This is a genomic window from Segatella hominis, from assembly GCF_019249725.2.
GTDB lineage: Bacteria > Bacteroidota > Bacteroidia > Bacteroidales > Bacteroidaceae > Prevotella.
This window is the reverse complement of the sequence record NZ_CP137560.1, coordinates 305,404-317,413: the sequence shown is the minus strand read 5'-3', so window position 1 is coordinate 317,413 and position 12,010 is coordinate 305,404. Positions and strand designations below refer to the sequence as shown.

At 39.7% G+C, this 12,010-nt stretch carries 8 protein-coding genes; 6 read left to right on the top strand and 2 right to left on the bottom strand.

Annotated features, from left to right (window positions below; all coding sequences use genetic code 11):
* Window positions 1–284 precede the first annotated feature (284 nt).
* Window positions 285–569 (bottom strand): hypothetical protein, encoded by a 285-nt coding sequence (locus KUA50_RS16835; protein ID WP_218457939.1) that lies wholly within the window; start codon window positions 567–569, stop codon window positions 285–287.
* Between the two features lie 2,019 nt (window positions 570–2,588).
* On the opposite strand from KUA50_RS16835, the gene KUA50_RS16830 reads away from it, so the two are divergent.
* A complete protein-coding gene (locus KUA50_RS16830; protein WP_218457941.1) occupies window positions 2,589–3,020 on the top strand; it encodes a hypothetical protein in 432 nt (143 codons plus the stop codon).
* Between the two features lie 32 nt (window positions 3,021–3,052).
* Here the strand turns inward: KUA50_RS16830 and KUA50_RS16825 are convergent, their stop codons facing one another.
* Window positions 3,053–3,196, bottom strand: a complete 144-nt coding sequence (locus tag KUA50_RS16825; RefSeq protein WP_218457942.1) for a DUF4186 domain-containing protein — start codon at window positions 3,194–3,196, stop codon at window positions 3,053–3,055.
* An 812-nt stretch (window positions 3,197–4,008) separates the two neighbouring features.
* On the opposite strand from KUA50_RS16825, the gene KUA50_RS16820 reads away from it, so the two are divergent.
* From KUA50_RS16820 to KUA50_RS16800, 5 genes are all read left to right on the top strand, one after another.
* Window positions 4,009–4,281, top strand: a complete 273-nt coding sequence (locus tag KUA50_RS16820) for a hypothetical protein (protein ID WP_022110228.1) — start codon at window positions 4,009–4,011, stop codon at window positions 4,279–4,281.
* Between the two features lie 588 nt (window positions 4,282–4,869).
* A complete protein-coding gene (locus tag KUA50_RS16815; RefSeq protein ID WP_118117698.1) occupies window positions 4,870–5,415 on the top strand; it encodes an RNA polymerase sigma-70 factor in 546 nt (181 codons plus the stop codon).
* 88 nt (window positions 5,416–5,503) lie between these two features.
* A complete protein-coding gene (locus KUA50_RS16810; protein ID WP_218457943.1) occupies window positions 5,504–6,493 on the top strand; it encodes a FecR family protein in 990 nt (329 codons plus the stop codon).
* Window positions 6,494–6,652: 159 nt separating this feature from the next.
* Window positions 6,653–10,135: a SusC/RagA family TonB-linked outer membrane protein gene (locus KUA50_RS16805; protein WP_218457944.1), complete on the top strand. Its 3,483-nt coding sequence runs from the start codon at window positions 6,653–6,655 to the stop codon at window positions 10,133–10,135.
* 34 nt (window positions 10,136–10,169) lie between these two features.
* Window positions 10,170–12,008, top strand: coding sequence for a SusD/RagB family nutrient-binding outer membrane lipoprotein (locus tag KUA50_RS16800; protein WP_218457945.1), 1,839 nt, complete (start codon window positions 10,170–10,172; stop codon window positions 12,006–12,008).
* Window positions 12,009–12,010 lie beyond the last annotated feature (2 nt).

Below are 12,010 nucleotides of genomic sequence, written 5' to 3'. Positions count from 1 at the left end.
ATTAAAAATATAAATTGATTTCTGTTTGCAAAGATACATTATTAATTTGAAATACACAAGGAAATAAGCAAAATTGTTTGCATGTAATCAATATTTTAAGTTATTTTGTGTTTTTAGAAACATGTTTGCATGTTAGCATCAAACAAAAAAGCACGCAATCCATTAATTATCAACGAAATAGTAAATGGAGTGGGGGGTAGTAATGTTTGTATGCATATAAACATGATTACAATATAATTTGCATTTTTGTAGGTATGCAAACATGTAGATTAGTTTTCATATATCTAAGAGTCTGAAGTAAGTGATTGTATTTCACCTAAATAATTACCCATTTCCTTGTGATCACGCCAAACAAATACATCATTGATAAAATCAAGCAATTTTTCGTGTAACAACAAAATCTGATTTTTCAAATCAAAATGGTATTCATCCTCTTCTGCAAAAGATTCTGCCTGCAAGTTTAGATCATCTAGGTTATCTAAAAGCTTACAAAGTTTCAGATAAACCTGCTGATAATATTTCCTTTTTTCTAACTCCTGCTGATTTTTGTGCGACAAACAATACAACAATGTCGTATATTATGTATTTTTAACCAAACTAAGACTATCGGTCTCTTTATAATTTATAAAACTGTCGCAACAGTATGTTAATCGCTGATATTCAATACTTTACGTATTCTATTACGACATAAATATAAAGTTTAAATGCTTAAAATTAATTATATTTACGACATTATAATAAGTTAATAGTTGCAAATGCTTTCATCTTTTAAAGGCTTATTTTTAATACAGTCTGGTTACTTAAGTTTCCATATGAACTTATCTATTTGATTATCTGATAGTTAGATATAAAACAGTAAATTTCACTTTAAAGTATGCTGATTATTTGATACGACAATTTTATAAAGTTATTGGTATATCTGCGACAAAATTATAAGAGTTTAATTTTATTGCGACAAGATTATAAATGGGCTTTTATGACGATTGAAATCTGTGGTAAGCTTTATAATTTTGTCGCAAATGAAATTAATATCATGAGAGAAGACTTCTTTTCACATTTTGATGAAATACATGAACGGAAATTCTTTAACTAATTGATATAAAGCTTATTATATGTTTCTTGATATGTATTGTTGCGACAAAATTATAAGATTTAACTACTTTATATGTACATTCGAAATGTTTTTATGGTCCTATATTGAGGCTTACGAAAGTAAGCTACGACAAAATTATAAGCTAAAATTATAGTTTGATGTTATTTGAGACTGAATTATAAAGATGTCGCAAATCACTAGTGTCCACTTAAGTTTTTTAACTTTTAATTTTCTTACGATTTCGAACATCATTGCAAGAAATATCAAACAAAGCGGCTTTTAAATTGCAATTGGCTCTATCTAAACGAGACTTGTAACTTAGCTTACTTTCAATTTGTAAGTTTTCCCATTTGGTTGTTTTTCTAACCCATAGAGTCTATAATTTTAGCTTATGTTACTCGAAATCAGACTGTTAATCCAATTGTTAATGGATTTTAGTGGACACCAGTGGTCGCAAATGAATCTATTATATTTATATTTTTGTCGTATATTATATAAATAGGGATATTTTTTAGATAGCTATTGCAGTTGTTAGGTTGGGGTAGGGAGATTTTATACTTTATAATTTTGTCGCAGAAACGATTCTGGAAAGAGTTTTTATTGGAATTATTCTGTCAGTACTAAGCAGATATCTATCAATGCTGCGACAAAATTATAAAGTTATTCCCTTATTTTTAAAGTTCTCATGCATGATGCTCATTGTTATTGAAGGTTATCATACGTTATTTTTAGGATGTAATAGCTCTATTTGCGACAAAATTATAAGGTCTTATACCAAGACGCAGGTTATGTTGAGAGGATTGTGTTTATTTTATAATTTTGTCGCACCTTCTTCTAAAGTTGCATTACTATTTTTATAATTTTGTCGTAGTAAAATGACTTTTCTTTCATTTTTATGGTATAGTAGATGTTATTAATTTAAATTATAAAACAGAAATATACATATTTTAATGCGCATAAAAGTCTGCTTTCTATTTTAGAGGCTTGGCTTCCCAAAAAAGCAGGAAGGGGGGGGAGATTCCAGTAAGATAGGGATAAAAGTACCCTATTTATTACAAGATATATATTATATAATACCTATTTATAGATTAAATTGTCCTGCTCATTTTTATCTTTTTAATTTTGACTTATTATTTTCAGAATTTATAACTTTTTGATGACCAATGATTTACGAATACTATCTGCGACAGATTTATAAGACGTTACGACGAAATTATAAGATGGATATGGACAAAATAATAAAGTTTATTTTCTATCTGCGACAAAATTATAAGGTTTGAGATAAAATCTTAAATTCTTAAAGGTGCGACAAAATTATAAAGGTAATATTGTTGCTTCATTGAAAAGTATTAGATCTCCACATTTTTCTTTCTTCTAAAAGTGGATTTTTTTTTATTTTATTTGCAGGCATGATTTTTTTTCTCTATCTTTACACCCAAATAAGATAATATGGATATGTGCTGATTGATCATTATGAATTTAATAAGGTATAGCTATGAGAAAATTTATATTAATATTTATGACGGTCTTTCTGGTTTCTGGTTTGCAGGCTCAGACTATCAAGGAGACTATTCGGGGAAAGAACGGAGAGTTGCAGGGTACAGCTGTGACTACTGTTCGCGGTAATAAGTCTGTTACTGTATATAAGGACAAATATGGTAAGATTACTGGAAAATCTGAGAGTACTACTAATTCCCAGGGCAAGACTAATATGGTATATCGTGACAAATATGGTCAAAGGACAGGAACCTCCACTACCAGCATTAAGAATACCGGAACGTCTTCTACATCTACCACTGTCTATCGTGATAAATACGGACAGCGTACGGGTACCAGTACCACACGGCAAACAGGTAATTCCTCCAGTACTACTTACAAGGATAAGTATGGAAGAATCCAAAAAAGAGGAAACAGTCAGAGAAAGTAATTTCCATGTATAAGTCATCTGTACAGAGCTTATCATAGTTGTTTTTCAATCCAAGTCATCAGTACTGTAACTTCATATTGCCGTTCTTTTTCTTCTGTCAGCTCTTTCATCGGTGTCTGCTTACCATCATTGGGAATTATGGCAAGTTTGGCAGATAGTGAATTCCAATACGCCATTTTGTCTTACTGACGATGACAGAAATTGATGAAAGTCAAGAAATATAGGCTTTTTTGAAAATATCCCTTCAAAATTTGTGTGCGTACACAAAAAGGCATTACCTTTGCACTTGAAAAGATTGAATAACGATAATTAAAGTAAAGAAAGGGTAACAATTATGATGATTTTTGGAATGACATTAGCTGTATTGGCTATCACATTTGCTGAGATTGTAGAGATCAACAAGAAAATGAATCTTAGCAAGTAAAAAGGCTTGAAGATGAGCATCTTAGGATGCTCAGTATGTGAGCATATATATTAAGGTAAAGATTAGGATAACAGATTTTAAGAGAGAAAGGAACTATATTATGATAGTATTAGGTATGATTTTAGCAATGGTGGTTGCAGCCGTAGCAGAGCTTGGTGCAATAGCCAACAAGAAGAACTTCGCTTAATAGCGATATTCTTCATTTTAGGAGAAATAAGGTTTTCCATATATAAGAGGTAAGGCAGTTGTAGGCAGAAGATGCTTGCAGTTGCCTTTTTCTTTTTATACCATTTGCCATCATCTCATTCTAATAAACTTGAAAAGATAATCTATATGAAAAAATGCCATTCCCCAGTTTTTTGTGGAATATTTCCACACGATTTCCCCATTTTCCACAATCTTTGTTTTTGGCACATATAGTATAACTATCTGATAATCAGCATGTATTGTGTTTTTGTCTTCTTTTGGCACGCAGATTGTGAATATCATTAGTGGGTTCGCCAATGAATCCACAAAGATAGAAAGTAATAAAAATAAATATTCACAATTAAAAACGATAAGATTATGAAAAAGTTCGTATTTGCAGCTATCGCAGCTATTGTAATGGTTTCAGTAAGTAACGTATTTGCATCCAATAAGATGATGAGTAATGCTCAGGTTGCTCCAGTTGACACCGTAGCTCCTGCTACTCCTACAGATTCTTCAGCAGTAAGTACTCCTGTCACTCCACAGGCTGGTGCAGAAGATTCTACTGAGCAGCAAAATCAGGAGGTTGCTACTCCTACAGAAGCAACAGAAGCTCAGGTTTCTTCAGAGCAGCAGGCTGTGGCTGAATAAATTCCAAGATAATGGTCTTTTTTAAAAGCATACTATAGAGAAAAGGGTAGAATAGTTTTCATTGAAAGATTAGGTTTTTAGGATACGTTTTAATTGATTATTGCTAAGTAAATCAGTAACTACAGAATTAGAGTAAATTAGCGAAAAATGAAGTCTGCTGGCAGTAATGCTAGCAGACTTTTTGGGTATAATATTGTATATAAAAACAACAAGATTTCGCACAACATCCTATCGCATTTTGAAGGCGATGAAGAAAGGTAACCATTGAAGACAAGTTAAGAAATAGTCTGCGAAGTTCTATACTTTTTATAAATAAAAGTTTTTGTGTAATAGTTGTTTAATGACTAAAAGCAGACTTTAGGGAGTGCACTGACTACAGTTTTTAAATTTACGTATGGAAACAGTTATGAAAAGTAGTAAAAAGTAAAAAAATAACAGATGTTATAGTTGATTTGTAAGCAAAAATTTGTTTTTATCATCTTTTTTACTTACCTTTGCGCCCAAAGTAGTTCAAGAAGTGAAGAAATACGCAGATAACTGGCGTAAACCGACCTAAATCAGAACTAATAGCTAAAGATATATAATGTAATGCAGACAGTAAAAGAAGAATCGTATCAAGCGATATTTAGAAAGTACTACCCTCGAATGTTTTATTATGCTAAACGTATCGTAGGTGAGGACGCTGCCGATGATGTAGTTCAAGAAGCTTTTCTTGAATTGTGGAATCGTATGGATGCATTGGAGACGGATGTCCCGCAGATAGAATCATACCTCTATAAGACGATTTACTCAAGAGGATTGAATTACTTGAAGCGCTATAAGAAAGTCAATACTGCAGCCATTGAAGATATCAACGAAATGCGTATGTCGTGCTACTTCTCTTCGTTGGGAGATGGAGAACAGGACATGGAAAACATGGAGTTGAGAAGAAAAATCAATCAGGCCATAGGGGAACTTCCTGATAAATGCAGGGAAATATTCGTTTTGAGCTATCTCAAGGATATGAAAAATAGTGAGATTGCTCTGATGATGAACGTATCCGTACGTACCGTTGAAGCTCATATTTATAAGGCTTTAAAGTCTCTTAGGGCTCGTTTGGGAACTTTTTTTGTGTTTTTTATACCTTTTTTATAGGTTATTGAGTAAGTGTTTTCTCAACAATTATTGTTATGGTAATTAATTAGATCGTTAATTAATTAAGGATATTAAGCAAGATTGTTATATGATAAATGAGGAATTAAAGGCGAGATTCTTGGCAGGTGAGTGCACGGAAGAGGAACTCATCGCATTAAGGGATATGTTGAAGAATTCTCCGGAGGAAAAACAAGAACTTTTCAAAGAAGAAAAGTTGAGCGATGAGCTCAAGGCGCAGTTCATGCCAAAGACCCAACTGGTGCTTGCTGAACAGAGAATGCAGGCTAAGATCAGGGAGATGAAGGATGAACAGCAGGCTGAGCATCATGCGCATATAATAGGTATGTGGCGTCGGGCTGCAGCGATTGCTGTGGTCTGCGTATTGGGTGGATTGGCCTGGTTCTATCTCCAGCACAATCCGATTTCTAATATGCAGATGCAGGTGGTGATGGCCAGTGCCGACAATGATACGACGGTTACTTTACCTGATGGAACTAAGGTTTGGCTCAACAAACTTGCTTCCATCAAATATCCGAAAGAGTTTGATGGTTCCGACCGTAAGGTAGAGATAGACGGTGAAGGTTATTTTGAGGTGACCAAAAATCCGCACAAGCCTTTCATCGTAGAGAGCGATGTGATGAGTGTTAAGGTGCTCGGTACCGTTTTCAATTTCCATGTGGATAAGGCTCATCAGCAGGCTTCCGTCAGTTTGCTCGAAGGTAAGGTGAGGGTAGAAGGAAATCATGATGAGGGCATGATCGTCTTGAAACCAGGACAGAAGGCATGTGTGGATGCGCGCTTAGGTAGCATGACGGTTTCTGAAACCGATGTCTATAAGGATGCAATGTGGCATGAGCACAAGACTTCCTTCAATAATGCAAGCGTGAATGAAATTGCCAAGATGCTGGAGAATATCTACGATGTGCAGGTAGTTGTTGATCCTACCATCGATCAGGAGAATACTTACTCCGGTGTCATCAAAGAGAAGGAGACCATCGACTCGGTTCTCGATCTCTTGCAGAACACCCTGCCTATCCACTATCACGTGAAAGGCAGTAAGGTATTTATCACGAAGTAAGGTTTACACCTTAATTATACTGTTATACGAGAAAAAGAGAGCACTTATTCAAAAAAATAATTTTTTGGGTAAGTGTTTTTTTGTTTTTTGCTGTTATATATTTGAAATTAATAACAACAAAAGGTAGTTATAACAACCTAAATGCTAAAAACAAGGATTATGACACATTGGTATCATTTACAAAAAACTAAAACCGCAGCTGCAGCTTTGGCTCTGATGTTGGTTTCCTGTTCCTGGACATCTGTAAAAGCCCAGATTTCGTTGAATGTTTCTCAGACCACTTTGGGAGCAGTCATCCAGAAAATCCAGAAACAGTCTAAATACCAGTTTACTTACGACGACAACTTGGCAAAGATGCAGGTGAATGCCGTTCAGGTGAAGAACGGTAAGGTAGAGGATGTTTTAAACAAGCTCTTGAAGGATAAGGGTGTATCTTATGTGATTAAGGATGGAATCATCTATCTGAAGAAAAAGGAAATTACTACAACTCCAAGCACCCAGCAACCAAGACAGAAACGTACATATAAGGGTACGCTTCTCGATGAAAACAAGGAACCTCTCATTGGCGCTGCCATCCTCGTAAAAGGCACCAATCATCGTGCTGTAACTGATATGGATGGTAATTTTACCATCGAGACCGATGAACCTGCCCCTGTCTTGCAGTTTACATATCTCGGATATAAGACGATGGATATGGCTGCAAAGGAAGGACATAACGTGAACGCACAGATGTTTCCTGACTCTCAGGCGCTGAAGGAAGTGGTGGTTACTGCCCTCGGTATCAAGCGTGAGAAGAAGATGTTGGGATATTCCGTACAGGATGTCAAGGCGGATGCTCTCAATACGACTGGCGACCCTTCTGTGACTGGTGCCCTCGACGGTAAGGTGGCTGGTCTGCAGATGAATACTTCCAGCACGGGTCTCGGCGGTTCTACCAAGATCACTATCCGTGGAAACTCTTCTCTTACTGATAATAACCAGCCTCTTTGGGTGGTAGATGGTGTTCCTTTTACCGACAACCAGAGTTCTGATGCTTCTGCTTATGGCGGATACGACCGTGGTGGCACTTCTCTGGACATCAACCCAGAGGATATCGAGTCTATCTCGGTACTCAAAGGTGCCAACGCTGCAGCCCTCTATGGTTCACGTGCAGGTAATGGTGTGATCTACGTTACAACCAAGAAGGGTAGTCATAAGCAGGGTTTCGGCATCACATACAACGGTAACTTTACTTGGAGTAAGGTGGCTGAAACAATTCCTATGCAGAAGCAGTACGGACAGGGCTCTCAGGGTGCTACGGTTTATAAGACTGATGAGGATGGCAACAAGACGCTTTCCAGCGAGTTGGCATTCGGTGCTCCGCTTGATGGCAGAATGGAACCTTCTTTTCTCGGTGAGAACATCGCTTACCGATATTATGGCGATAAGTTGAAGGATTACTTCAATACAGGTTTCTCTCAGTTCCATACCGTAGCTCTCGGAAATTCTGATGAGAAAGGTCATTTCCGTCTCTCTTTGGGCTTCAACGACAATAAGGGTCTTTTCGATGGAGAGAAATTGGATAAGCTGATAGTTGACCTTAATGCAGGTAGAACTATCAATAAGTATCTTTCTACAGATAGCAAGATTTCTGTTTCTCGCATGAAAGCCGAGAACCGTCCGATGACTGGTCTCAATGGAGAGGTAGCCCAGTTGCTTCTCATTCCTGGCAACGTGCGTTTGCAGGATCTTCAGACTTATACAACTCAGGACCAATTGCATCGCAACTGGTTCGGACCAGATATGCAGTATGCCAACCCATACTATGTTCGTCATCGCTTCCAGAATAGTGATGAGCGTTGGCGTGCCTTCGGTTACTATGGTGCTAATGTCAACGTAACCGACTGGTTGAAGTTTAATGCTAAATATGCTTTCGATTACTATCGCACACGCATCCAGGCCACAGACTTGAGTTTGGGTAACTCTGCTGTGAGCATTCCGGGCAGACACTGGAGCGAGATCGTTACCGATGATAATATGAGCCGTTCGGAGGAAAACAACTTCGAGCACAATATCTCTTTCCTCTTCTTGGGTGACAATCAGGTGACCAAGGATTTGCGCTTGGGTTACAATCTGGGCGCCAACATCATGTACCAGAAGTACGAGTTGCTGAGTGCTGCTACCAAGAATATGTTGGAGAAGGATAATTGGATTTTCAATACAGGTTATCAGTTGACCAATGCCAGTGAGAATGGCCATGAGCGCTCTATGTACTCAGCCTTCGGTTCTTTGCAGTTGGCTTTCCGTGAGTATCTCTCATTGGATCTTACAGCCCGCAACGACTGGTCATCTACCTTGCCAAAGGACAACCGTTCTTTCTTCTATCCAAGTGCAAGTGTGAGCTATATCTTCAGCGATTTCATGCGCTCTATCAACCATCCGTTGCCAGCGTGGATGACTTTCGCCAAGACTCGTCTGTCTTTCGCTCAGGTAGGTAAGGACCCAAATCCATACAATCTCTACAACACCCGTTCTTATACCTATGAGAATGGCATCCGTGTGCCAATTCCACAGACCGTGAAGAAGAACAGCAACCTGAAACCAGAGATCAAGTCTTCCTTCGAGTGGGGTCTTGAGATGAAGTTCCTGGAGAACCGTTTGGGATTTGATTTCACCTATTATTATACCAAGACCAAGAACCAGGCTATGCTTGTAGATGCATCTGCTCCTTGGACACAGCAATGGGTGAATGCAGGTAAGATTACCAACAAGGGTATTGAGCTGATGCTTTACGGCACACCTGTCAAGACCAAGGACCTCAAGTTCGACCTCACCATGAATATTTCCAAGAATATCTCCCGTGTAGATGAACTGGCTAATGGCGTGGATCACATCTACTTTAATGGCGATGGCAACATGCCAGTTAAGGTAGGTGCGAAGGCAGGAGGTAAGTTGGGCGATATCTATGCCAATAACCTCATCAAGCGCGATGCGAATGGTCAGATGGTGATTGGCGAGAACGGTCTTCCGATGCCTGTTACCAGTAGTGATGCAGGCGGAAATCTGGAGCAGTATATCCTCGATCATCCTATCGGAAACATCGAGCCAAAGCTTCTCATGTCTGTTACTCCAAGTCTGAACTATAAGGGTGTAAGTCTCACTGCGATGTTTGATATGCGATTTGGCGGCGATATCGTGAGCGTATCAGAAGGTATGGCTACTGCTGTAGGAACTTCAGAGCGTTCGACTTATCGTGGTGAGTACAAGGAGTTGAATGGTGTGAGCGACTACTATATGGTAGTTCCTGGTGTGACAGCCGACGGACAGGTGAATACCAAGGAGGTAAGTGCACAGTCTTACTATTCCAACATCGGTTTGTACAAGTCGCAGAAGGGTTATGCAGAGATGTTTATCCACAGCGCTTCCTATATCAAGTTGAAGGAACTCGCATTGGGTTACAGCCTGCCAAAGAGCGTGCTCAAGAAGACTCCTCTTACCAATGTGAAGTTGTCATTTGTGGCACGTAATCTCTGCTTCCTGCTGAAACATACACCAGGCAATCCTGATGGAGGTTATGATACTTCTATGTTCTCACAGGCCCTTGACTTTGCCGCAGTGCCATATACCCGCACCTTCGGTTTCTCAGTCAATGTAGGCTTCTAAATACTATCAACTACATCATAAACAGTTCAAGACAATGAAAAAGACGATTATATTCAAGACGATGCTTGTGTCCATGGCATTGGTAAGTTTATCTTCCTGCTATGACATGGATGAGATGAGCAAGAATCCATACGAATTGCCTGATAACACTACTGGCGGCGGTGAAGAGCAGCCTGGTGAAGAGGACAATACCAAGTATGCCGATATCAATATCGACTATAAGGTGAGCAAGGAAGACTCCTTGGCGCTGAAGAGTGAGTTGAGCTCTGCCAACTCTGTTTTCCGCAACTTCCTCTATGAGGGATTTTTCAACGACTATCAGACCACTACCAACCTGAGTCATGACATCTATGCGGGTTTCGTGGCCAACAACCAGCCCAAGCATGCTGGCGCATCTCCTGATTATTCTTATAAAGATGGATGGAGCAGTGCGCGCTGGAGACATTTCTATACCGACCGTAGCAGTGAGTATCGTACCTTGTTGCGTGCCTACAAGTTCAACGAAAATACCAAGAAGTACAAGAACTTGTTCTATGCCACACGTATCTACTATGCGTTCTTAGCACTTGCCAATACCGATACTTATGGCGATATGCCTTTCAAGGAGTATGTGCAGGCCAAGATTCCTGAGACCAACAATGTGTCTTACAACACCCAGGCTGAGGTTTACGATGCCATGTTCCGTATGTTGGAGCAGGCTGTAGACAGTATCAAGCCAACGGATGCAACCCAGATTGGTTATACCACAGACGATATTTGCTATCATGGCGACTGGAACAAGTGGCTTCGATTTGCCAACACCCTGCGCCTTCGCATGGCTTTGCGTATCTCCAACGTAGACCCTGCTCGTGCAAAGCAGGAGGCACAAAATGCTCTTAACAACGAGTATGGACTGATGCAGAGCAACGACGACAATATGCAGATCGTTCCTAAGTATGCTCCTGTAAGCCAAGGTGGTACTGATGACGGTGGTAACGAGCATCCACTGGTGATGTGTAGTGTTTGCTACAATGGTGAGAGTGTGATGTCTAAAGACTTGGAGAACTTCTATCGCAACGCCAGTGAAGGTGGTGCAGAATACAAGATCAAGACAGGCCGTAATAGCTATACCACCAAGAAGATAGACCCACGTTGCTTGGTAAGCTGGTATCGTGGCAAGATGACAGCGAGCACTTTGGAGGCAGGTGAAGATAGCCAGCGTGAAGACTTCGTAGGTTGTGAGCGTGGTGCTCAGGCTCCTGTCATTGACATGGGAACCTTGAATTATTCACTCACCCGTACTGCGCCTAAGAGTCTGGGCAAGAACTTGGATCCTAACTACTTCTTCAGTCGTGAGCGTGCTTACCTCCTCTTGGGCTATGCTGAGTCTGAGTTCCTGAAGGCAGAGGCTGTTTTGCGTGGATGGGCTGGCATGGAACTTACAGGTACCGTAGAGGATTACTATAAGTCTGGTATCAAGGCATCTATGGACTACTACGGCATTGCCAATGACAAGGCACAGGCTTACATCGATGGTGAGAAGGCCCTTACGGGTAAGGTGTTCGAGGGTAGCGACAAGGAGAAGCAGCTTGAAGCAATCATCACCCAGAAGTGGATGGCTATTTTCCCTAATGGTAATGAGGGATGGGCTGAGTTCCGTCGCACCGACTATCCTGCTTTGGCAAATCAGTTGACCAACAATAGTGGAGGTGACGTGCCTATGGGTAAGAATATCAAGCGCATTCTCTATCCTTTCAGCGAGAATAACAACACTTACTTCACTTCTCATCCAGAACTCCAGCAGGTGAATACTCAGGGCACAAGACTCTGGTGGGATGTGGCTGATACCAATGACGCTGACGGCCATCGCCTGCAGCCAAACAATTTCAGATAATC

Bases quoted from the DNA above. Each gene is read 5' to 3' on its own strand.
- KUA50_RS16800 (WP_218457945.1), top strand. From the start codon at position 10,170: ATGAAAAAGACGATTATATTCAAGACGATGCTTGTGTCCATGGCATTG.
- KUA50_RS16810 (WP_218457943.1), top strand. From the start codon at position 5,504: ATGATAAATGAGGAATTAAAGGCGAGATTCTTGGCAGGTGAGTGCACG.
- KUA50_RS16830 (WP_218457941.1), top strand. From the start codon at position 2,589: ATGAGAAAATTTATATTAATATTTATGACGGTCTTTCTGGTTTCTGGT.
- KUA50_RS16820 (WP_022110228.1), top strand. From the start codon at position 4,009: ATGAAAAAGTTCGTATTTGCAGCTATCGCAGCTATTGTAATGGTTTCA.
- KUA50_RS16825 (WP_218457942.1), bottom strand. From the start codon at position 3,196: ATGGCGTATTGGAATTCACTATCTGCCAAACTTGCCATAATTCCCAAT.
- KUA50_RS16805 (WP_218457944.1), top strand. From the start codon at position 6,653: ATGACACATTGGTATCATTTACAAAAAACTAAAACCGCAGCTGCAGCT.
- KUA50_RS16815 (WP_118117698.1), top strand. From the start codon at position 4,870: ATGCAGACAGTAAAAGAAGAATCGTATCAAGCGATATTTAGAAAGTAC.